Below are 24643 nucleotides of genomic sequence, written 5' to 3'. Positions count from 1 at the left end.
CAGAAAATGAGAGAAAAATATGAACATAAAAAAAGGAAAATTTCTAGAAACAATCCTAGCAGAAAAAAGACTTGAAATTGCTAAAATGCCAGAAGAACAAGTAGGAAAAGTTCGTCAAACATACAATTTTTATGATTACTTAAAAGAACATTCCGACCAGCTTCAAGTGATTGCCGAAATCAAAAAAGCTTCGCCCAGTCTAGGTGATATTAATTTAGAAGTGGATATCGTTGACCAAGCCAAAAATTACGAACAAGCCGGTGCCGCTATGATTTCCGTCTTAACTGACCCTGTATTTTTTAAAGGAAATATTGAATATCTCTGTGAAATTTCAGAAAATGTCCAAATCCCCACCTTGAACAAGGATTTTATCATCGATAAAAAACAAATCAATCGGGCAGTAAATGCGGGAGCAACAGTTATTTTACTCATTGTCGCAGTTTTTGAAAATCAATACCCCAAACTCCAAAACCTCTACAACTACGCACTTTCACTAGGACTTGAAGTTCTTGTTGAAACACATAATAAAGCAGAACTTGAGATTGCTCATCAGCTTGGGGCTAAAATTATTGGAGTTAATAATCGTAATTTAAAAACCTTTGAAGTGAGCTTGCAAAATTCAGTAGATTTGACTCCCTACTTTAAAGAAGACAATATCTACATTTCCGAATCAGGCATTTTTAGCGCAAACGAAGCCCAAAAAGTTTCCGATGCTTTCAATGGAATATTGGTTGGAACAGCACTCATGCAATCAGAAAATCTAGAAAAATCTTTGAAAGATTTAAAAGTCAAGAGGAAAACGAATGAAAATTAAAATCTGTGGTTTATCTACAAAAGAAGCTGTTGATACAGCCGTAGAATCTGGTGCCACACATCTCGGTTTTATTCTTAGTCCCTCAAAACGTCAAGTTGCACCAGAAAAAATTTTTCAAATCACAAACGATGTCCCAAAAACAGTCAAAAAAGTAGGAGTTTTTGTTGATGAACCTATTAATTTTGTAAAAAAAGCTATTCAAGTTGCTCAACTTGATCTGGTTCAGCTTCACGGAAATGAAGATATGAATTACATTAATCAACTAGATATTTCGGTTATTAAAGCAATAAGGCCAGACCAAGAATTTAAAGAATACGAAGATGTAATTTTATTATTTGATAGTCCACAAGCTGGAAGTGGTCAAGCATTTGATTGGGAATCTTTGGTGACCAGCGGTCTGAAAAATAAATTTTTCATCGCTGGTGGACTTAATCCAGAAAATGTAGCAGCTGCTATTCAACATTTTCCAAATGCCTACGGTGTGGATGTTTCTTCTGGAGTAGAAACTGACGGAATTAAAAACCTTACAAAAATAAAAAACTTTGTTCAAAATGCAAGCCTTGCCTCATCAAAGCAATTATTTATAGAATTTTTAAGAATCACAAAAAAGCTAAATGAAAATAAGATTATCCCTTATTTAATGGGAAGTTTAGCAGTTGAGCAAATAATCAATTTTCCAACAAATCCTGATGACATTGATATTCAACTCAAAAAGCCTGATTTTGAAAATTTTGAGCAATTAACAAGTTTAATGGAAGAATTAGGTTATCAGCTCATTGACTTACATGAGCATAAATTTGAAAAAGCTAGCATTCATGTTGGCTTTGCAAGTGTGGAGACCCTTAAAAACTATGCCGGGGTTGACGATAATGATATTCCCAAAATCAATTTCAAATCTGAGTTACATCAAGAATTTTTCCTCCCTACTTTAAAGCAAAATATTCAAATTTACCAAGCGGCAGTGACAGATAGCTGGCGAGCTAAAAAAACTAAAGATAAGAAGATTTTAAAGAAATTACTTTTTGAAGAAAATGACGCGAACATTAAATGAGATTTACCATGAAACTTACAAAAAAGGAGCAACAACATGACCTACAACCAACCTAACAACAAAGGATTTTACGGCCAATTCGGGGGCCAATTCGTACCTGAGACACTAATGACAGCAGTAAAACAATTAGAAGAAGCCTACGTAGATAGTAAAAAAGACCCTCTCTTTCAAGCAGAACTTAAAGAATTACTTAAAGACTATGTTGGACGAGAAAACCCACTCTATTATGCAAAACGCTTAACAGAATATGCGGGCGGAGCAAAAATTTATCTTAAAAGAGAAGACCTAAACCATACAGGAGCACACAAAATTAACAATGCCCTCGGACAAGTCCTCCTTGCCAAAAAAATGGGAAAAAATAAAGTCATTGCTGAAACAGGGGCAGGCCAACACGGTGTCGCAACCGCAACCGCTGCTGCCCTCTTTGGCATGGAATGTACGATTTATATGGGTGAAGAAGACGTTAAAAGACAATCTCTCAATGTCTTTCGCATGGAATTACTCGGGGCAAAAGTTCATTCAGTAACTGATGGTTCACGCGTACTTAAAGATGCGGTTAATGCAGCACTTAGAGCATGGGTTGCTCAAGTTGAAGATACGCATTATGTAATGGGCTCAGTTCTTGGACCACATCCATTTCCACAAATTGTGCGTGATTATCAAGCTGTTATTGGACAAGAAGCGCGTGCCCAATTTTTAGAAAAAGAAAATAAACTTCCAGATGCTTTAGTAGCTTGTGTCGGTGGAGGTTCAAATTCGATAGGACTTTTTTATCCCTTCGTTAATGATGAATCAGTTGCCATGTATGGTGTTGAAGCTGCTGGTCTTGGAATTGATACGCCACATCATGCGGCAACAATTACTAAAGGGCGCCCCGGTGTTCTTCACGGAACACTCATGGATGTCCTTCAAGATGAAAATGGTCAAATCTTAGAAGCCTTTAGTATTTCAGCCGGTTTAGACTATCCAGGAATCGGACCAGAACACTCTTATTTCAATGCTGTTGGACGAGCAAAATATGTTGATATTACAGATGAAGAAGCACTTGAAGGTTTTAAAATCTTATCTAGAACTGAAGGAATTATTCCAGCACTAGAAAGCTCTCATGCTATCGCCTATGCAGTCAAACTAGCTAAAGAATTAGGAGCAGATAAATCAATGATTGTTTGTCTTTCAGGACGTGGGGATAAGGATGTGGTTCAAGTTAAAGAACGACTTGAAGCAGAAAAAGAGGTGAAAAAATGAAAACTTTACAAATGACTTTAAGCAATAAAAAAAATAATTTTATTCCTTATATCATGGCTGGCGACCATGAAAAAGGCTTAGAAGGTCTTAAAGAAACCATTCAACTGCTTGAACAAGCCGGGAGCTCCGCTATTGAAATTGGCGTTCCATTTTCAGATCCGGTTGCTGATGGTCCAGTCATCGAACAAGCAGGTTTGCGTGCTTTAGCAAGAAATGTATCACTTTCAAGTATTCTTGAAACCTTAAAAACAATTGATACAAAAGTTCCTCTAGTAATTATGACCTATTTCAATCCCGTTTATCAGTTTGGAATTGAAAAGTTTGTTGCAGCTCTTGAAGAAACACCAGTTAAAGGCCTTATCATTCCAGATTTACCTAAAGAGCATGAGAACTATATCAAACCCTTTATCAATGATAAAGATATCTGTTTAGTTCCTCTGGTCTCATTAACCACGCCACTTTCTCGGCAAAAAGAACTTGTAGCCGAGGCTGAAGGATTTATCTATGCCGTTGCAATCAATGGAGTAACTGGGAAAGAAAATGCTTATAGTAACCAGCTTGACCAACATTTAAAAGCGTTGTCTTCATTAACGGATGTTCCTGTTTTGACAGGATTTGGAATTTCTACATTATCTGATGTAGACCGTTTTAATAAAGTGTCCTCAGGAGTTATTGTTGGTTCAAAAATTGTTCGTGATTTACATGAAGGTAAAGAAAACGAAGTTATTAAATTTATTGAAAACGCAATCAATTTTTAAGATAATTGAAAAATTAATAAAACCATATATCCTTGACAGTCCACTTTACAAATGGTATACTTTTTATTAAATAAAACGGTTACAAAAAATTGGATAGTGATTATTAAGTTAAGCTAGACCTTATCAAACCTATAGTCATAGGGGGATAAGGTCTATTTTTGTGAAATGGAGAAGAATGTGAAAATCAAAAAAGTTCTGAACAATAATGTAGTCATTGCTCAAAATGATAATGAAGAAACCATTCTTTTGGGTTTAGGCTTAGGATTTGGGAAAAAAGCAGGTGAAGTTGTTGAAGACAAAAAAATTGAAAAAATTTTTGCATTAAAAGTAACTTCTGAGCAACAGAATTTTTCAGAATTACTTTCGGAAATTCCAAGTGGAATCGTAGAACTTTCGATTTTAACTTTAGCAAAAGCAAAAACAAAATTTGATAAAACAATTTCTGATACCGTATTGGTTGCTTTCGCTGACCATTTAAATGCAGCAATTATTCGTGAAAAAGACAATATAACTATTAAAAATTTTCTTTTGTGGGATATTAAGAGATTTTTTCCAGAAGAATTTGCACTTTGTCTTGAAACACTTCAAAAAGTTCAAGAAAAACTTAATATCTCACTTCCAGAAGATGAAGCAGGTTTTCTGGCCATGCACATTGTTAATGGAACCCTGGGAAGTGGTCATGAATATGCAACGGAATTAACAAAATTAATGGAAGAAATATTAACAACTCTAAAGTATACTTTACAAGTAAACTTTAATGAGCAAGATATTTATTTTCAAAGGTTCATTACTCACCTTAAATTTTTCACCGAAAGAATACTTTCTAATACAAAAAGTGATGAAAGCACCGATGAAGACTTATTCCTTCTAATAACCAGAAAATACCCAAGAGCATACATAGGAACAAAAAAAGTCAGTGAGTTTCTTAAACAGACAAGGTCGTACGAAGTTTCTCAAAATGAACAAATATATATGACCGTTCATCTAGCACGTATTTTAGAAAAAATACAAGATTAATTTTTAAGATGACTTTAGTCATCATCAACTATGGTAACAATTGGATCGTGACATTAAGTTGGCGAAACCTCTAAAAAATATATTATTTTGGAGGTTTGTAATGGGCAAATATGAAGCTCTTGCAAAAGACATTGTAGCAAATGTAGGTGGCAAAGAAAATGTCATCTCAGTGATTAACTGTATTACACGGTTACGTTTTAAACTCAGAGATGAGAAAAAAGCAAATACCGATGTCCTGAAAAATATGGATGGTGTAGTTACAGTAATGCAATCTGGCGGCCAATACCAAGTCGTTATTGGGAATCATGTACCAGAAGTGCGTGCAGATGTAGATGCTGTCCTTGGGGTACTTGATACCTCACCAGCAGACTCTGCACAAAAAGGAAACCTTTTCGATCAATTTGTGGAATTGATCTCAGGAATTTTCCAACCAATATTAGCTCCATTAGCAGCAGCGGGTATGATTAAAGGGGTTAATGCAATTTTATCCTTTGCCTTGGGACAAAGTTTTCAAGCATCTGCAACCTATGCTGTTTTTAATGCAATGGGTGATGGTCTATTTCTCTTCCTACCAATTTTCATTGGATATACTTCAATGAAAAAATTTAATGGTTCACCATTTGTTGGAATGATGATTGCCGCAGCACTTGTTTACCCAGGTTTCGTAGACGGAACAGTTGCAAAAACATTTGCAGAAAGTGGTGGATTAAGCCTCTTTGGAATTCCTTTTTCAGTACCAACTGCTGGCTACGGGTCTTCTGTAATGCCAATTATTGCCATTACAGCATTTGCAGCATTTTTAGAACACCAGTTAAAGAAAATTATTCCTGATGTAGTAAAGCTTTTCTTGACACCATTCTTTACGGCAATCATCTCAATTCCTCTAGGCTTCCTAGTTATTGGACCAGTAATGAATCTTGCTTCAGATGCTTTAGGTAAAGGTTTACTAGCATTACAAGGATTTAATCCTATTATCTTTGGTTTAGTGCTAGGATTTGCTTGGCAAGTCTTAGTCATGTTTGGACTACATTGGGCAATTGTTCCATTTGCAATTATCGCATTAGCAAAAGGAGAACCAACCGCGCTTTTAATTGCCGCAAGTGTTGCATCGTTTGCGCAAACTGGAGCTGTTGGAGCAGTGATGTTAAAAACAAAAGACAAACGACTTCGTGAATTAGCAATACCAGCCTTTATTTCTGGTTGGTTTGGTGTTACAGAACCAGCAATTTACGGAATTACCCTCCCTAAGAAACGTCCATTTTGGGTTTCATGTATCGTAAGTGGAATTTTATCAGCTGTTGCCATGGCCTTGGGAATTAAAGCCTATACAATGGGAGCTTTGGGAATCTTCAGTTTTACATCTAATATTACCCTTACAGGTGAAGTTTCAGGCGCGATTAAAATGATGATTGTATCAGCTGTAGCAGTTATAGCAGGCTTTGTAGTAACCTATCTTGTGGGATTTGAAGATGATGTTATTGAAAATCCAATCCCTGACAAAAAATTTAATAAACAAAAAACGAATAAAGAAATAATTGGAAGCTCTCTTGAAGGAAAAGTTATTCCACTATCACAAGTTAAAGATGCAGCCTTTTCTGCAGGTGTAATGGGCAAAGGAGCAGCGATTGAACCAACACTAGGTGAGGTTCGTGCTCCATTTGATGGAATGGTTATGATTTTGTTCCCAACTAAACATGCAGTAGGTTTAATTTCAAATGAGGGAACTGAACTTCTCATTCATATCGGAATAGATACTGTCCAACTTGAAGGGAAATACTTTGAAACTTTTGTAAAACAAGGACAGAGTGTAAAAAAAGGTGACTTACTCCTCAAGTTTGATATTGAGCGTATTCAAAATGCGGGATACAGTACTCAAGTTCCAATCATTGTAACAAATACTCAGGATTATATGGACATTCTAGTTACAAATCAATCGACGATTCATCAAAATGAAGTGTTACTAACTGCAGTTAATGCACAAACAACTGAATTAGTGGCAAATCCAGTTTAAAATAGCATTGATGAAAAACTTTAAAAATTAGATAGGAAAATTATAAAATGACATTTAAAACAGACTTTTTATGGGGTGGAGCAACGGCAGCAAATCAATTAGAAGGTGCTTATGATATAGATGGTAAAGGGCTCTCAGTAGCAGATGCAATGCCAGGAGGTAAAGAAAGATTGGCAATTCTTGCAAGTCCGGAATTTGATTGGACGATTGACACTGAACATTTCACTTATCCAAATCATGATGGAATTGATCATTATCATCAGTTTAAAGAAGACATTGCATTATTTGCAGAAATGGGATTTAAAGCTTACCGTTTTTCGGTAGCTTGGTCAAGAATTTTTCCAATGGGAGATGAAACAACTCCAAATGAAAAAGGTTTGCTTTTTCATGATCAACTAATTGATGAGTGTTTGAAATATGGAATTGAACCAGTGGTTACAATTTCCCACTATGAAATGCCACTTAATTTAGCTAAAACATATGGAGGATGGAAAAATCGCGAACTAATCGAATTTTATGTCCGTTTTGCAAAAGTTTTGTTAGAACGTTATCAAGACAAAGTGAAATATTGGATGACTTTTAATGAAATCAATTCAGCAACATTCTTTTCAGGTTTAAGTCAAGGACTTGTTCCATCTAATGGTGGAGATGACAAAACTAATGTTTTCAAAGCTTGGCATAATCAATTTGTTGCAAGTGCTCAAGCTGTAAAATTTGGGCATGACTTGAATAAGAGTTTACAAATTGGTTGTATGAGTATTTATTCAACAACTTATTCGTTCGATGCAAACCCAGTAAATCAATTAGCAACACAAGAAAGTATTCAAGAGTTTAATTATTTCTGTAATGATGTACAAGTTCGAGGAGCCTATCCCGCATTTACGAATCGACTTCACCGTAAACACGGAGTAAATGTAGATGCACTTGAAATTTCCGAAGAAGATCTAAAGATAATAAAAGAAGGAACAGTTGATTATATAGGATTTAGTTATTATATGTCGACTGTAGAATCAAAAACAGGGGAAGGCGTTCAAGCTTCAGGAAATATGGTTCTTGGAGGAGTTAAAAATCCCTTTTTAAAAGAAAGCGAATGGGGTTGGGCAGTTGACCCTGACGGACTTCGTTACGCCCTTAATGATTTATACGGTCGCTATCAAGTCCCGCTCTTCATTGTCGAAAATGGCTTAGGTGCAATTGATAAAGTAGAAGAAGACGGAACGATACAAGATGATTATCGTATTGATTATCTCAAAAAACACATTCAATCAATGAATGAAGCAGTTGAAGATGGTGTCGACCTAATGGGTTACACACCTTGGGGCTGTATTGATTTAGTTTCAGCATCTACAGGAGAAATGAGTAAGCGTTATGGATTCATCTACGTTGACTTAGATGACGAAGGAAATGGAACAAAAAAACGTTCTAAGAAAAAATCATTTGATTGGTATAAAGAAGTAATTGCTTCAAACGGTACTAACATGTAAAAGATAGAAACCTCATCAATATGATGAGGTTTTTTTAATTGTTAACTCAAAAGATAATTAAATGAAAGGTAAAATCAAAATGTATTCTATGAAATACTATGTTTATTTAAAATAAAAACAAAAAATCTAAAAGAAATATATTGAAATAAAAGAAAGAAAGTTGTATAATTTATCAAAAGGAATTTGTACATATTCCTGATAAGGTTTTTATTCTTTCATAAAGGCTGAAAATACATCATTTTACATTTATTCATGGAAATAATCATTGAACTAAGTCAAAAGAAAAGAGGCGTGAAGATGAGAATAAGTAATGTTACTATTAGGGGCTTCCCTGTTTATTGAAAGAAGTCACAATGACTTTTAGTAGTTTTAGTTGAAACTTATCATATGTTAAATTATTGGAATATTCACTAGTCATAATAAAAATATTTACTCTAAAAAATATTATGACGAACAAAGGAGAACTGATGAAAAACAATCAATTCAAAATTCCTGAAAATGCGCAAGTTCATGAAAATTTTAGAACTTAGAAATCAGGAAAACAATGGCTCTATGCCTCGTCTATCCTTGCTTTAGTAGTTTCAGGTGGAGCAATTGCTTCCTCTTCCCATGGCGTTTTTGCTGACCAAGTTCTTTCAACTTCAACAGGTAAAACAACTGGAGCAGAAAACACTGCAACTGGTGGACTTGGATCAAATGCTACAGCTGGGGCTGATAATGCTTCTGTAGCAAATTCAGCTAATACAGTGGCAAAATCTTCAGCAAATCCGAGTAGTTATACTGATGCACAAGTAAATTCTTCAAGTGCTGTACTTAAGCAAGATAATAATTCTGGAAATCCAATTGGCGCACCAGAAACGAGTAACTCACAAAACACAAACGGTACTGGCGGAGCAACAACAATTGGTATCAATAGTTCATCTACTGCTTCAAGTGGAGGAACGATTAATACAACCTCTTCGACAAACTTGAATTCAAATGGAGCAGTAACAGCTGGTTCTGGAGCAGCTTCACAAACAACAGTTGATATTAAAGCAACTCAGTCAATTTCAAATTCAGGTTCTACGCTTTCTGATGGTTCTTATTCATGGAGTGTTTCGCCATCGACTGACCAAACACAAGCAGGTTATTCTGTAGCTGCTGTAACAATTACAACTCCTGGTACGGATTCTGGTCAGTCCTCTGCAGGAGGAGCGACAGCTCAACTTGCTGGTGGGACATACACAAAACTTACAAGCGGTCAGCCATCTTCCGGAGGTTTTACAGCAACTTCAACAGCAAATACAATTACAGCTTCTTCAGTAGCAGCAAATAATTCAATGATTGATGCACTTCGTAAATCAAATGCTTCTATCGAATCTGCATATTACTCAGAAACAGCAGTCTTAATTTCTGATGGTGCCACTACAGTATTATCTTCTTTAGCTAGTAATGTTTCATCAGCTTTTGCGCTGGTTTCAGCTGTAGCGACATCTGATAATTTATTAACCTACAGCTCTGCTTATTCTCTACTGAGTGCAACCCTGACATCTATCCAAGCCAGCTATACAGCAAGTTCACTGCTTGCATTACAAAATATGTCATCTGCAGGTTCTTATGCGATAGCTGCATCAAATGCTACAACAACGATTTCTTCTGCAAGTTCAGTAGTTTCATCAGCAACCTCAACAGCATCAGTAGCTTCTTCAAATGCCATTTCGAATTCATCTGAAATGAATAAACAATCTGCTTTTTCAGTAGCAGCAATTGGGGCTAACTCTGCTGGCTTATCAAGCTATACTTCATCAGCTACTAGCACTTTTACTTCTCAAGTAGCCGCAGGTCAATCGGCAGCAAATCTTGCAACAACAAGTAATTATATTTGGGAAAGTTTGGCTTCAAGCTATACATCAAGCGTAGCTTCATCATACGCCCAAAGTGCCTATGATTCCGCTTATAAAGCAGCAGGGGGGACCATTGTTGCTGGTGTATATCTTCCTCCGATTACAGACATCGGTGGAGCAAAAACCTCTACAGCTGCCCAATCAGCTGCTGATTCTGATCCTAACAATATTTCATATGCCTCACTTGCAAGTTCTTATGGTTTGATAGCTAATTCATATAGTACAGCCGCGGTTAATGCCTCTGGAGCCTATGTACAAGCTTCAAATGCATATTCTTCAGCGAATGCCACAATGAAAACTATGAGTTCTATAGTTTCATCTGCAACTTCAGTAGCAACTTCGGCAACTTCACTATTGAATTCAGCTTCGGCAGCACAATCGGCTTTTAATAGTATTGCTAACTCTTATATTACTGTTATTCATTCAGAGTCAGTTTTACTTGATGGAGCACAGTCTGATTACATCTCAATCGCTACTTCAATTACAGATTCCATTGCAACTAATAATTCAGGTACAGCAATTGCGTCATCTGTAGCGGCATATAATGATTTACAAAAATCACAAGCAGATGATTTTGCTAACGCTTCTACATTTGCATCTAATGCGTCTACTGCAAATACTACTTTTGATGAACAGAGTGAGATACTTTCCTCAGCTTCGGTTGTAGCAGCTTCTGCAAGTGCTGGAATTGCAATGCAAAATTCTTTAGCAACTTCTTATTCAATAATTGCATCCTCATATCAAGCACAATCGAATACAAGCTTAGCTTCATCATATGCTAATATTGCTAACTCTTATAGTACAATTGCTTCAAGTTTGGCCACAGTTCAACAAACTGCGCAATCATTATATGATATGGCATCAACAGCGGCAGCTACCGCGTCAACTGCAGTTTTCACTAATAACACGAATTTAGCAAGTCTTTCAGCTTTAATTACTGCTCAAACAGGGTCAACCCTTGAATTTCTTGAATTAGGGAATATTCTTGCGCTATCCTCAGCTGTAGTTGCAAACAATCAAACAATTGCTTCGCTTGGTTCTAACAATGCTTTGACAACAACTTATGGAAATTATCAAACGACCCAAGATTCGCAAGCCTTAGTTTCTGTTCAGTTTACAGGTAATTCATCAGCAACATCACTTGTGAATACAGCCTTTAGTTCAGGAGTTGCTTCTTATGCTGCCGCAGCAGTAGCAGTTGACTCTTTAGCGACGGCAACGAATTCGACATTACTTAGCCTTGCATTACAGCTTTATACAGCTCAACAAGCAGAAAATAACATGCTTAAAATGGTTGGAGCATCAAATCTATTAATTGATACAACCAATACTCAACAACTTATAACTCAATTGAGTGCTTCCCAAGCAAATAAATTGATGAATTCCGCAGCAGTTGTTGCAGCATCTCAAGCAACCACAGCTTTGATTGGAACGCCAACATATTCACTATTAGGAGCAGTAAATAATGCAACCACATTTAATATTGATATTAATGGAAATGTAACGCCAGTAGCTGGAGGAACAGGAACGACTCAAATTACTGTTTATAATAATGGTGCATTATATAATATCTATTCAGAAGATTTGCAAACCTATCAACTTAATGCTTTGATGGATTATGTTGTGAACGTTGGAATCCCAATTACAGGTCCTACTTTTGGCTCTTTTAAAATTTCCGATATCCTAGGACTAAATAACTATCAAGATATTACTCAAGCGACAACAGCAGTGCTTGGAAATTCGATAGCTCAAGCAGCAACTCAAGCACAGCAACCCTTATCTGCTTTAATTAACGCATTACTTTCTTATCAACAAACAGTAAATGCAGCACAAACGACTTTGGATGGTTTAGCAACAAATGCTAAAGCTGTAGTTAAGGGAACAAATGGTATTTATACACAATCTATTTTGGCGCCTGTAACAATGAATACTGATGGTACATTAACGATTAATGCCGATGGGATTTCATATACAACAGCGGTTAGTCAAAATATATCAAATATCATGGCTAACTTAATTAGTCGGGCGACATTGGCAGCCAATACCGTATCTACACTTCCTATCGCTGTTTCTACAGCACAAGCAAGCCAAGCATCAACAAAAGTATCCGCAGCAGCCTTATCTTCATCCAATATTGCTGGATTAATGCCAATCAATCTTTCTGCAGCAGTTTCTAATGCAATTGCAGCAGGTGATTTGCAATCTAACCTTGGATTAAATCTTGCCTATGCAAAATATCTTGCATTATCAGGCGCCCTCGCAATTTACGGTCTATCAACGAATACAGCTTCTGTTGCAGGTAGTTATATTGCAACAGCTCAAGGAAATATTAATACGATTTTCCAAAATATGTTGAATACTGCAAATAATGCAACGGGTTCAGTAGCAGCTGACACGTCCGCCATGAATGTAGTTACTCAATCTAATGGTATTTTATCAGGAGCTTCTAGTGCAATGTCTGTTGCAATGTCTACAGCTGTTCAACAAATTTTAACAAGTTCAGGTTATTCAGCAACTGGACTTGCGACAGTTGCAGTTGGTTTGACATTTAACGATCCAACAGAACAAATTTTAGAGAATTTAAAAACAGATAATTATTATTATGAAGGTCAATCTGCAGCTATAACTGATAGACAATTAGATAACACTTTTGTTCCGGAAACAACAGTAATTACTGCAGACGCTTTAGGAGCAGTACAAGGAGTATCAGCAGCGCCAGGCCAAACCCAATATACTTCAATTGTTTATCAAGTAAATACAGATGATATTCAAGGGGTCATCAATGCTGTAACCTCTGATGGTACATCAATCGGTTCATATACCTATGACAAGTATGATGGAGAAACAGTTTCAGCACCTACAATTTCAGGATATTCACTTGTAGCTGGAACTCCAAGTTCAGCAACGGTTGATGCAGCTGGAAGCCCAATCACATTCACCTACGAATCAAATGATCCATCAACTGGTCAAGAGTTCACAGGTTCTTATGGATATACACTTGCCTATGAACAAGGAGAAATTCTTCCAGCAGGTACAAATCAAACAGTTTATGCTGTTCTTGATGTCTGGGGTGCGGATATGCCAAACTCTACTCAAGATGGAACTGCTACTTTGTACGCAGATGGTAAAGCAATTGCCACTATCAATGTGTCTATCAAAGTTGGAGCTGATGGCGTATCTAAAGAAAATATCTTTAAATTCTCTGGACTTGATTTGAGTCAATATGCAAATGCATTCTTGACTTCTGACTTTTCTGTTGGGGATCCTTTGACTGGTAATTCAGGAAATGGTCTTTATGTCTCACCTCTTTGGGATGAAACACAAAGTACAGCTTCATCTGCAGTAAGTATTGCATCTGAAGTTTCAAATGAAGCCTCATCTGGATCCTCAACAGCAAGTTCTCTTGCAAGTCAATATCCAGATGATACTAACGTCCAAAGCTTTGCCTCAGATGCCTCAACATCAGCAAGCACAGCAAGCTCATTAGCGAGTCAAGCAAGCGATCATGCAAGTCAAGCGCAATCACTTGTTGATAAAGCAAGCTCAGAAGCAAATCAAGCTGGATGTGCAGCTATTAGTAGTGATCCTGACTTTGATTCTTATCGGTCAGAAGTTATGGCAGACTCAATAGCAGCATCAAGTCTTGCTTCACAAGCATTAAGTGAAGCTGAAGCCGCATCATATGCTGCAAGTCAAGCTGAATCAGATGCTTCAGCAGCTTCAAGCTATGTTGCTTCTTCAAATGCTAATTCGGATAGTTCAGGCGGAACAACAAACCCAACATCAAGCACAGATGGCGGCTCAAGTTCAGGTGGAACAACAAACCCAACATCAAGTACAGATGGTAGCTCAAGTTCAGGCGGAACAACAAATCCAACATCAAGTACAGATGGTGGCTCAAGTTCAGGCGGAACAACAAATCCAACATCAAGCACAGATGGTGGATCAAGCTCAGGCAGAACAACAAACCCAACTACTCCTAGTGACGGTAAAACCGTTACCTTACCAGGTAAAGATGGTAAGCCAGGTACAGATGATGATGTTACGGTAACTGGGGATCAACCATTGACACCAGGTTCAGACGGAAGTGTTACACTTCCAAGTGATGGAGGAAAAGTTGATCGTCCTGATGGCTCATACAATGTTCCTGGAGGAACAATAGTAGACCCAGATGGCACGATTCATCTCCCAGGTGGTGATATCGTTAACCCAGATGGTACTGTTACATTACCTGGACAAGACGGTAAAACTGGTACAGGCGATGACGGTAAGGTTAAACCAAACGGCCCAATTATTCCAGGTGATAATGGAAGTGTCACTCTCCCAGACGGAGGAGGTACAGTTACAACACCAGGAGGAACGATTAATGTTCCAGGAGGAAGTGTCGTAGACCCAGATGGCACAGTTCATCTCCCAGGTGGCAATGTCGTTAACCCAGATGGTACTATTACATTACCTGGACAAGACGGTAAAACTGGCACAGGTGATGACGGTAAGGTTAAACCAAATGGTCCATCTATTTCAAACCCAGATGGAAGCATTACGCTCCCTGGCGGTGGTACAGTTCAAACGCCAGGAGGAACGATTAATGTTCCAGGAGGAAGTGTCGTAGACCCAGATGGCACAGTTCATCTCCCAGGTGGCAATGTCGTTAACCCAGATGGTACTATTACATTACCTGGACAAGACGGTAAAACTGGCACAGGTGATGACGGTAAGGTTAAACCAAATGGTCCAACTATTTTAAACCCAGATGGAAGCATTACGCTCCCTGGCGGTGGTACAGTTCAAACGCCTGGAGGAGCTATTGATCTTCCTGAAGGTACTGTTATTGACCCAGATGGCACAGTTCATCTCCCAGGTGGCAATGTCGTTAACCCAGATGGTACTATTACATTACCTGGACAAGACGGTAAAACTGGCACAGGTGATGACGGTAAGGTTAAACCAAATGGTCCAACTATTTTAAACCCAGATGGAAGCATTACGCTCCCTGGCGGTGGTACAGTTCAAACGCCTGGAGGAGCTATTGATCTTCCTGAAGGTACTGTTATTGACCCAGATGGCACAATTCATCTTCCAAACGGTGAAATAATTAATCCAGATAGCACCATTATCGGTAAAAATACTAAATTAAATACTTCTAATAAGACTCAAAATTCAACATTGACTCCTCTTGGAACTCCTGTTGGAATCGGCACAAGTAATACTACATTACCAAAAACTGGCGATGATTCTGTAAGTAGTGCAGAAGCGTTAGTTTTAGGATTTGGTACCTTACTTGGTGTACTCACTCTTACTGAGGTAAAACGTCGTAAAGAAAATTAATTTGCTTATGATTATAGCAGATAGTTTATGAACGCAAATTTAAAATTTAAAAGATTATGCCATTGAAAATCATAAAGGGAAGAAACTAAAAAATATGAAAAAAGTAAGTATTATCATTCCTTTCAAGGGGCAGACGGAATCGGAACTAATGCTTCCGTTAGCATCTATTTATAATCAGATTGGAATTGATCTTTCACAACTGGATGTCCATCTTGTTAATGATGGGGGAAAACCCATTAATTTAAAAAAGTTTGATGTTTTAGCAGACAAACTTGAAATTAATTATCATGAAATACCAAGTAGTGGGCCGGGTATAGCTAGGCAGTACGGTATAGATCATTCTAAGAGTAAATACGTTATGTTTATTGATGCTGATGATATTCTCTATTATGTGGGCGCATTATGGCCGTTTTATAATGCGGCTAATCAAGGCCATCAAATGATATTGGCCGGGTATTGGGAACAAGTTGCCGGAAATCCCTATACTTACATCGTTCATAATAATAAGGATGTTAAAGCTGTTTATGGAAAGTGGTATAAACGTACTTACTTAGAAATGATAAATTTAAGATTTTTGGTTGATTTACCAATTTATGAAGATACTTATTTTGTTGGTTTGGCTTGTATACTATCAACTGATAAATGTTACCTTGAAGAAGTCGTTTACATGTGGTTATGTAATCCTAAATCCATTACAAGAAATTCTGAAAATATGTTTAATTATCAAGCTCATATTTGGGCAAGAGAAAACAGGCATTGGTTTGAAATGATTCGTAAATGGAAGCCTGAAAGGTTACAATCTGATTTTGAAAACTATTTAACAGATATGTATTTGAAATCCCAAAAATTTTCGCCAATAGATGAGGAAAAATGGTTAAAGGAACAGCGTATACTGATCGAAAATGTTTCTGATATTTTCTCTGGCTGGACTCCAGAACTTCAAAAACAGGTTAATGAGAAAAGCGCCGATATTAATAATCAGTGGTATGGAATTAATACTGATGGTTTTAAGGAGTGGATAGCTCAAACTCTTCCCTGGTAACATAAAGGATTTTTAAAAGTTAAGTTAATCTTTTGAAACGAATCCTTTCCAATTTTAGGCGGATAGATAAAAATATCTATCTGCCTAATGTTATTATTTATTATTATTATTTTTTAAACTTTATTTATTAGAGAGGTTGGGTTCGTTAATGAAGAAACAAGGTAGACAACTTAATATTTTGAATAGTTTGTTCTTGAAAAATTCGAAAGAGCAAAAATCGTCGTCAAGGAAGATTCCTGACAGTCAAATTGAATTGAAAGCTAGTAAAGAATTAGGAGTGGCAATACGGCAAAAGAAAGTGAGTAATATGGTGGGAAGGAGTAACTATTCTTCAGAATTGAGAACACACAAACAACTACTTGAAAAATATCTACAACATTCAGAAAAATACTTTAATGATTTAGCTGAATATAAAAAAGGATATCTAGTATTAAATCGTAGTTTAGAAGATTTAAATCAACTTTCTCAAAAGATGACTAATAAAAAAGAAGAATATACTTCTGAAATGGTCAAATACGAAGGAATAAAACAAAAGTATGAACAAAGCCTTAAGGAATATCAAGAAATCACTGAAGAATATGAAAATATTATTCAAGATAGAGAAGTGGTTCAAAGAAAGTTTGAAGAACACTCTATAGCTCTGAAAAAAATTAACGATGAGGTACAAGAGTTAATTGATAAAAAGTCTGAAAAAAACGATATTTTTGTTGAGTTAAAGGGTAAATTGGTGATAGAGAGAGAAGTATTTAAAGCAACACAAAGTCGTTTAAACGGGATTGTCTCTGTCTATGAGTTACTTAAAAAAAATTATCAGGAAAAGAAAGAAACTTTTGAAGAATCCCGTAAGAAATATCACCATGCAAATACCATAAAAAATGATTGGGAGATGCTAGTCAAAGATTTTGAAAAAACTAAAGCTAATAAACAGAAATTCGAGCAAAACCTTCAATCTATTGATAAAAAAATAAAGAATACAGAAGAAGAAGCAAAAACCTCAAAAGAAATTTATAGTTTTGTTGAGCCTTCTTTAGCAGCAATGGAAGAAAAATATAAAGAACACAAAAAAAACTATGAAGCAGTAGCTATAGCTTATAATATTTCCAAAAAAAGCTATGATGCAGAATATGATAAGTATGCTGAGCTTAAAGAAAATCTTGAGGAAATGAATAGTTTAAAAAATCCGAGTAAGACTGTCATTGGTTATATCACCCGTGACAGGGATGTTGCCAAAAGTAGGGTTGATAGTTTAGCGAAAGATTTTTATCCTTTGGAAGAAAAGTTCAAATTACAAAAAAGTGTTTTTGAGCAAATTAATGCTAGCTATGAACTGGTGAAGAAGCTGGTTGATGAGAAAAAGGATAAGTCAAAAGTTTATAATGATTCCTTAAGCCAAACATTGGCTGCTCAGAAAAAAATTACAATGGTTTTAGAAGTTTTAAAATCAAAATATGGGATTCTTAACCACCAACGGGGACAATCTGGACTAATGTCAAATATTTAGACACAAAATGAGCTATATTTTCTTAAAATAATTTTCTTTTTTCTGATTTGGAGTTAAACCATTGTTGGCGGAATGAGGATTATAATTGTTATAAAATTGTTCGATGTATTCAAAGCAAGAGAGTTGAACTTCTTGAATGGAGTGATAAGTTCTGCGATTAATTTCTCGTTGTTTAAGATACTTGAAAAAGACCTCAGTCACGGCATTATCATAAGGATATCCAGGCTTGGAGTAAGAAGCAAGCAATTGATGCTCATCTAATAGCTTTCTAAAGGAAGCTGACTTAAATTGACTGCCTTGATCAGAATGAAAAATGATTGGTTCTTTAGGTTTTCTTTTCTTTATAGCTATCTCTAAGGTATCACAGGCGAGTTTGGCATCAATTCGATCACTTACTTTCCACGCAATACATTTCCTTGAGTAGAGGTCAAGAATAGCACAGAGATAAATATGTCGTTTAGGTCCTATAGAAATATAAGTGAAGTCAGTTGTCCACACTTGATTTGGGGAGTTCGGGTTAAATTCTTGTTTCAGTAGATTATCAGAAGAAAATTCGGGCGATTTGTTTGAATAAAAACGAGGTTTAATGGTTGACATTTTAGGGAGTGTCATAGACTTGAGAAGTCTTAAGATACGCCCTTCAGAAATATTGACGCCATAATCACGCAGGAGAATAATTTTAAAAGCTCTTGTTCCGATTCTTTTCTTGGCTTTCATATAGATTTCAAGAAGTAATTTTCTCAAGCGTTGATTTTCTACTTCACGCTTCGAAGGCCTCTTGTTTATGAAGTTATAGTAGGTGGAACGATTGACATGTAAAACACGACAGAGCATAACTGTCGTGTGTTCAAATCGGAGTCTATAGATGGCTTTCAATCTTACTTGGAGTTTTGCATGAATATGGCACTCGCTTTTTTTAAGATCAGATTTTCTTCCTCTAGTTGGGCATTCCTTTTTTGTAATTTTTGAATCTGTTTAGCAGTCAACACCGTATTATCTTCAAGACGCACTTGAGAGTACTGCTTAATCCATTTTGCAAGTGCAGAAGAAGATACCCCATAATCTTTACAGAGTTCAGTTTGTGTTTTACCAGTTTGATAGAGATTAACGAGCGATTGTTTGAAATCCTCGTCGTAACGTTTAAAACCTGACATAAAAGTCCTTTCATTTTTGTGTCTTAATAGACAGATTATAACACACAATTTTCTGTCCACTTTTATAGTATAGCTCCAATCACAAGAAGCATCTAAAGTTATTTCTCAGGAATACGATAAACTCGAACGAGAATTCATAAAAGAGCAAACGTCCTTCAAAAATATAAAAGATGATTATATAGCTTTTGAAACTCGGTATAACTCCACTAAAGAATCTTATGATACTGCCAAAGAAAAGCTTGCTCAAAGTGAGGAAAATCTTGAAATTGTTAAAAAAGCATATTCTGATGTTGCAGGTCTTCTCAGAATTGCAACGGCAAATAAAGAATCTATTCTAGCAAACTATAAAGAATCTGAAAAAGAACTCAAGAAGTTGACAGGCATAAAAGATGGACTAAAGTTTGAATTAGAAGATAATTTCTCAGCTTTAGAGGAAACATACCAAAATGGTGAGCAACTTTATTTACGACTAAAGGAACAGTCAAAAAATTGGCATGACGAATATCCTCAGTATAATAGTTTATATAAAAAAATATTACCGGAGTACACAAAGGTGAGTAACCAACTCGAAAAGCTAAATCAACAATACAAAGTTATTTATAGTGATTATCAATTTTTAGATAAATCTAGAGAGGCTGCTCAAAAGCAATATCAAGAAGAAATGAAAAAATATAATTCCAATCAGGAATTATATAATCGATTGACTCAAGAATTTAATCATTGTTTAGATTTAAGAAATATTGTTCAAAAAAAAGATAATGACTTTGAAACTGCTTTGCATAATTTGAATCAATTTATCTTTAAAAATGATATGTTTACTTTCCCAATTAATGAAGCAACCGGTTCTAATTTTATAGATGAATTTAATATTCCTGAAATTGAGTTTAATGAATCATCAATAAGATTAACCAGGAAATTCGAACTATCAAAATGGACAGAAACATTTCAAAGATTTTATTCCCAAACTGAGGTAATAGCTAAGGATCTTGTTAAAGCATTGGCGGAATATCAAAAACAGGTTTCAATTTTTATACGACTTGGAGGGAAAAGACTTATCGATTTGGGAAATAGTGATATAGCTTATCGTGGAACAAACATTGAAAACTACTTAAATAGGCTATTAACCAACTTCAAGGAGTGGCAGATAGAATATGAAAATAGAGAGCAGGTTTTCGCCTTATTAGTTAAAGATTATCGTCAATATTTGGATGAATCAATTAAATTAAATGAGAACATTGCTAAAATGTCAGATTCTAAGAATGGTTTGCAAGAAATTGTGAATGCAATTAATTCACTTCCAAATTACATGGATATTTATAGTGCTTCTTACCGCAATGTTGAAGTGTTAGCGAATAGTCTTGGGAGTGAGGTTTCAGACTTAACACATTTACAAAGTGTTGATGAATTAAAAGTGACAATTCATAAAGTTTATCTTGAGCATATTCAAGCTTTGATTGATGAAAACCTAGAAGATACAATTACACATTTTACCAAAATTCGTTCTAGTTACGATCAAAGTATTAGTAATTTAAGAAAACGATTGGATTCAATGGAAAAAATGACAGGTATTCCGACAAGAAAAATTGTAATAGAAAGCTCCCTACCAAATGATCTTGATTTAAAAACCTACTTTAAGAGTGCATTAGATGATAATGTAAAACAATTACTTTCTACAATTACTGGAAGTTCATCATTTATTAATAGCGTGAAAAAAGTTAATCAATTTAAACGAGTTCAAAATCTCTTATCTGTTAATGAAGGAGGAATTGCAATTGTTCTTCCAGAAGTACCAATCAATTTTAATCCAAAGGAACTAGAATTTTCACTTGTAGTAGCTAGCGTAAAAAATATTGAAGCTCCGAATAAGGTAGAAAAGTTGGTTTCTTCTTATCCAACGCCAGAACAACCAGATATTCTCAGTGAGAAACCAAGTTTTATCGAAGATATTCTTGAAATAGAGAAAATAGAAAAGCAACACCAAAACATAGAAAAAAAAGAAGCGCTAAAAGCTCTTGCTTAATATCAGTTTTAATAATATATCTAACTGAAAGGTATTGATAATGAATTATTTTGTAAATGAGAATATTTTTACCCTGAATTCTGGGACAGAATTTTCAGCGATTAAACGATTGAAAATGTTCAAAAATCATCGTGTTGAAGCTAAAATTTTGACAAGAAATTACAATCCTCAACTCTCTGGAGATTTAAAGAGGGTAGGTTTAACTCATGATGATGTCATAAATATGTATGATTATTTTCAAGATGTAATAAATGTTTCTGCAAGAGATGTTGATGTGCGTTACACAAACAAGATTAATAAAAGAAAATATCATATTGAAGGAATTGATGCTAATGAATCACTGATTAAGCATGCTGGAAAAACAATTGCTAAAGTAATGATTGCACCAGCGACAGTTGGATTAGTTGGTTCAATGGAATATAATGATTCGATGAATCATGTAGTAGCTAAAGATATTTGGGATCGTAGAGGTTTTCTTTCTTCTACACAATACTTTCATCCAGACGGAACTCAAGGGCCGCAAATCTTTTTTGATATCAATGGAACTCCTAAGTTGGAAATCATACATATGAATATTCAAGGGATTCTACATCCAACAATGTATAAATTATTGAATTATAAAGGTAAGAATAGACGATTTAATCGAGAAGAAGAACTCTTTACTTTTTTCATGAATGAGATAGCAAGTCAAGAAGCAAGCGTATTTATAAATGATCGACCATCACTCATCCCCGCTGTTGCAGGTGTGGAAGGTGCAGTAGGAAAATGGCAATTTTTACATAATTCTCATTCAAAAAATAATCAGCAAGCAGGAGCTTCAAGATTAGTGGTGGATTATCTTAATGATTTATTTACTGTGTATAAAGATAATTTTGATGGTTTAATTGTTGCTACTAAGCAACAAAAAGATGAAATTACTAAATTTTATGATTTTAAGCAGGTCATAGCTCTCACTGATACTTTTGCTAAAAAAGTTAAAAAATCAGCTTCTCGAAATAAAAATAAGATTATTTATGTTGGGAGTTTATCATCAGAGAAAAAACCAGCTGATGTTGTAGAAATTTTTGCGAATGTTTATCGCAGATTACCGGAAACAAGCCTTGATTTTTATGGCTATTCATCTCCTTCAGAGATTCAAAAAGATTTAGAAAAACTTGTAGAAACTAATAATTTAAAAAATGTTGTTAACTTTAAAGGTTACCAATCAGAGGAAGCGCTAGAAATTGCTTTAAATAATGCAGGACTTTTACTTAACACTTCGGAAGGAGAAGCGTTTGGGATGAATGTTTTAGAAGCTTTAAATCATGGGGTGCCAGTTGTAGCATATAAGGTTAAGTATGGGCTGACTGAACAGATAGAGAATGGGGAGAATGGCTACCTTGTTCCTTATGGAGCAATTCAAACTGCTGCTGACTCTATTGCAGAAATTATTCAATCAAAAGCAAATTGGGATAAGTTTTCTCGCTCTGCTTACGAAAAGGCAAAAGAGTATAGCGAAGAAGCTGTTTGGGGGCAGTGGCTTAACGATAAGATTATTGCTGATAATTTATTCATAAGATAATCAAATATAGGAATGAGGAATCATGTTATTTTTTATTAACTCAACATTTAATCAAAAAAATTCTGGAATAGAGCATGCACAGCTTAAACGTGCGGCATTATTTCGAAAAAATAATGAGGCTTTTAAACTTGTTTTTCGAGAATGGAATCCTAATATTCATCGATTTTTAGGTGAAGTAGGCATCTCTAATTCAGAAACTTTATGTATGTTTGATTATTTTCAGAAAGCAGAACTTGTAGAGGAAAAAGTCCTCCATGTTGAAGATTTAGATTTTGGAGTCGATTCTTTAACTTATAATAAGGAACCTAATCAATTTAGATATCTTGTCTTTCAAGGACAACAACTTATTGCTCGTGTTCGATATTTTGGCGAAGATCCTCTTGAACGAGTAAGTGCTGTAGAATTTTTCGATGGGTTTGGAAATCTTTATCGAGTTGACTTTTATGATATTCGAGGTTTTTTGAGTTTAAGTCAATGGTATACACCTGATAACAAGATTGGCACAGAAGTTTGGATGGATATCAAAGGCAAGCCAGTATTGGAAACTTTTAATAAATATGATGGAAATCACAAGTATACCAAAAGTGGTTGGCGTCTGAATGGTGCTGATGGAGCAATTTATAATTTTACTAATATTGATGAGTTAACGCTCCATTTTCTTAATTTATTAAACGAAGAGTATTGGCAAGATGATAAAGCAAATATTTTTATCATGGATCGAACACATTTGGCGGATTGGGCTTTATTGAACTTGGATCGTCCTGCTTATACGGTACTTCATTTGCATAATTCACATGCTGGAAATGCCCAAGAGCCCATGCATTCGGTCATGAATAACTTTTATGAGTTTGGATTGATGAATTCAAATGGTTACGATGCTATTGTTTCAGCAACAGAAAAACAAACACTTGATGTTTCAAAACGATTTAATCCTCAAAGCAAATTATTTACTATTCCTGTTGGAGTTGTTCCAAATGAAGTTTTTTCAGAAAAGCGAATTGATATGAAGGAGCGTAAAGTGCATAGCGTTTTGGTGACTGCACGTGTTGCACCTGAAAAACGAATTGATCATATCATTAGGGCGATAGGGATTGCAAGACAAACTGTTCCAGATATTACGCTAGATTTTTATGGTTATGTTGATCATCGAGATGATGATTCTGCACAAAAGGCCATTAATGCTGCGATAAAAGAATACCATATGGAAGAAGCAGTGCATCAATTTGAGTATGCTAATAATGTTGGGGAGCTGCAAAAAGAGTTCCAAGTCTATGCCCTAGCTTCAATCATGGAAGGTTTTAATTTATCTCTCATGGAGGCAATAAGCCATGGGATGGTTGGGGTCACTTATGATGTAAACTATGGACCAAATGAGTTGATAGTGGATGGAGAAAATGGTTTTGTTGTTCCTTATGAGGGAATTCAAGAAATGGCTGACCGTTTAGTTGAACTGTTTACTCAGGAAGATAAACTACAAAAAATGTCTACTCAGTCTTATGAATTATCTAGACGTTATTCTGAAGAAAATGTCTGGAAAGCTTGGCAAGCTCTCATTAACGATGCAAACAAAAAGAATATTGCTTATCGTTCACCGATTACAGAGGGAATAGGGGATCAAAGGATTTACTCTACAAAAAAATCTAAGTAGAAAAGGAAAAGTTATAACAATTGTTGTTATAGCTTCTTTTTGTTAAAAATTTCAGCAAAAAAAGATTATTAAAAATATATTTGGCTTAGGAGTTTGAGAAAACTTACTAAATGGTATAGATTGAAA

Annotated in this window: 14 protein-coding genes and 1 pseudogene; 13 read left to right on the top strand and 2 right to left on the bottom strand. The window is 35.5% G+C overall.

Annotation, left to right across the window (positions count from 1 at the left end; all coding sequences use genetic code 11):
• Positions 1-19: 19 nt before the first annotated feature.
• The 7 genes from trpC (at position 20) to MKX45_RS08225 (ending at position 8380) form a co-directional block, all read left to right on the top strand.
• Positions 20-814: an indole-3-glycerol phosphate synthase TrpC gene (trpC, locus tag MKX45_RS08255; protein ID WP_057720576.1), complete on the top strand. Its 795-nt coding sequence runs from the start codon at positions 20-22 to the stop codon at positions 812-814.
• Positions 804-1865 carry a phosphoribosylanthranilate isomerase gene (locus MKX45_RS08250; protein ID WP_057720577.1) on the top strand — a complete coding sequence of 354 codons (1062 nt, stop codon included), beginning with the start codon at positions 804-806 and terminating at the stop codon, positions 1863-1865. Before trpC ends, MKX45_RS08250 begins: the two co-directional genes overlap by 11 nt.
• A 36-nt stretch (positions 1866-1901) precedes the next feature.
• Positions 1902-3110 (top strand): tryptophan synthase subunit beta, encoded by a 1209-nt coding sequence (trpB, locus tag MKX45_RS08245; protein WP_128267979.1) that lies wholly within the window; start codon positions 1902-1904, stop codon positions 3108-3110.
• Positions 3107-3868: a tryptophan synthase subunit alpha gene (gene trpA / locus MKX45_RS08240; protein WP_057720579.1), complete on the top strand. Its 762-nt coding sequence runs from the start codon at positions 3107-3109 to the stop codon at positions 3866-3868. Before trpB ends, trpA begins: the two co-directional genes overlap by 4 nt.
• A 177-nt stretch (positions 3869-4045) precedes the next feature.
• The gene (gene licT / locus MKX45_RS08235) at positions 4046-4885 is read left to right on the top strand and encodes a BglG family transcription antiterminator LicT (RefSeq protein ID WP_340817004.1); all 840 of its coding nucleotides are present in this window, start codon (positions 4046-4048) and stop codon (positions 4883-4885) included.
• A gap of 100 nt (positions 4886-4985) precedes the next feature.
• Positions 4986-6896, top strand: a complete 1911-nt coding sequence (locus MKX45_RS08230; protein ID WP_227150072.1) for a beta-glucoside-specific PTS transporter subunit IIABC — start codon at positions 4986-4988, stop codon at positions 6894-6896.
• Positions 6897-6943: 47 nt separating this feature from the next.
• On the top strand, positions 6944-8380 hold the full coding sequence (locus MKX45_RS08225; RefSeq protein ID WP_128267981.1) for a glycoside hydrolase family 1 protein: 1437 nt from the start codon (positions 6944-6946) through the stop codon (positions 8378-8380).
• 550 nt (positions 8381-8930) lie between these two features.
• On the opposite strand, the gene MKX45_RS08220 is transcribed toward MKX45_RS08225, so the two are convergent.
• Positions 8931-9053 carry a hypothetical protein gene (locus tag MKX45_RS08220; RefSeq protein ID WP_340817003.1) on the bottom strand — a complete coding sequence of 41 codons (123 nt, stop codon included), beginning with the start codon at positions 9051-9053 and terminating at the stop codon, positions 8931-8933.
• A 73-nt stretch (positions 9054-9126) separates the two neighbouring features.
• On the opposite strand from MKX45_RS08220, the gene MKX45_RS08215 reads away from it, so the two are divergent.
• The 3 genes from MKX45_RS08215 (at position 9127) to MKX45_RS08205 (ending at position 18134) form a co-directional block, all read left to right on the top strand.
• Positions 9127-15591 carry a hypothetical protein gene (locus tag MKX45_RS08215; RefSeq protein ID WP_340817002.1) on the top strand — a complete coding sequence of 2155 codons (6465 nt, stop codon included), beginning with the start codon at positions 9127-9129 and terminating at the stop codon, positions 15589-15591.
• Positions 15592-15685: 94 nt separating this feature from the next.
• Complete coding sequence (locus tag MKX45_RS08210; protein ID WP_336270190.1) at positions 15686-16633, top strand: glycosyltransferase family A protein; 948 nt, start codon at positions 15686-15688, stop codon at positions 16631-16633.
• A gap of 148 nt (positions 16634-16781) precedes the next feature.
• On the top strand, positions 16782-18134 hold the full coding sequence (locus tag MKX45_RS08205) for a hypothetical protein (RefSeq protein WP_340817001.1): 1353 nt from the start codon (positions 16782-16784) through the stop codon (positions 18132-18134).
• Here the strand turns inward: MKX45_RS08205 and MKX45_RS08200 are convergent.
• A pseudogene (locus MKX45_RS08200) lies at positions 18131-19288 on the bottom strand (IS3 family transposase). The gene MKX45_RS08205 and the pseudogene MKX45_RS08200 sit on opposite strands and share 4 nt — an antisense overlap.
• Positions 19289-19661: 373 nt before the next feature.
• Here MKX45_RS08200 and MKX45_RS08195 point away from each other — a divergent pair.
• Genes MKX45_RS08195 through asp1 (MKX45_RS08185) form a run of 3 tightly spaced genes read left to right on the top strand, consistent with a single transcriptional unit; the run spans position 19662 to position 24517 of the window.
• Positions 19662-21308, top strand: coding sequence for a hypothetical protein (locus MKX45_RS08195; RefSeq protein WP_240758593.1), 1647 nt, complete (start codon positions 19662-19664; stop codon positions 21306-21308).
• A gap of 40 nt (positions 21309-21348) precedes the next feature.
• Positions 21349-22869: an accessory Sec system glycosyltransferase Asp1 gene (gene asp1 / locus MKX45_RS08190; protein ID WP_340816999.1), complete on the top strand. Its 1521-nt coding sequence runs from the start codon at positions 21349-21351 to the stop codon at positions 22867-22869.
• 22 nt (positions 22870-22891) lie between these two features.
• On the top strand, positions 22892-24517 hold the full coding sequence (gene asp1, locus MKX45_RS08185) for an accessory Sec system glycosyltransferase Asp1 (protein ID WP_340816998.1): 1626 nt from the start codon (positions 22892-22894) through the stop codon (positions 24515-24517).
• The last annotated feature ends 126 nt before the right edge of the window (positions 24518-24643 follow it).

It is taken from the genome of Lactococcus sp. FSL W8-0209 (assembly GCF_038006585.1).
Lineage (GTDB): Bacteria > Bacillota > Bacilli > Lactobacillales > Streptococcaceae > Lactococcus > Lactococcus lactis.
This window is presented reverse-complemented; position numbering and strand designations above follow the sequence as displayed.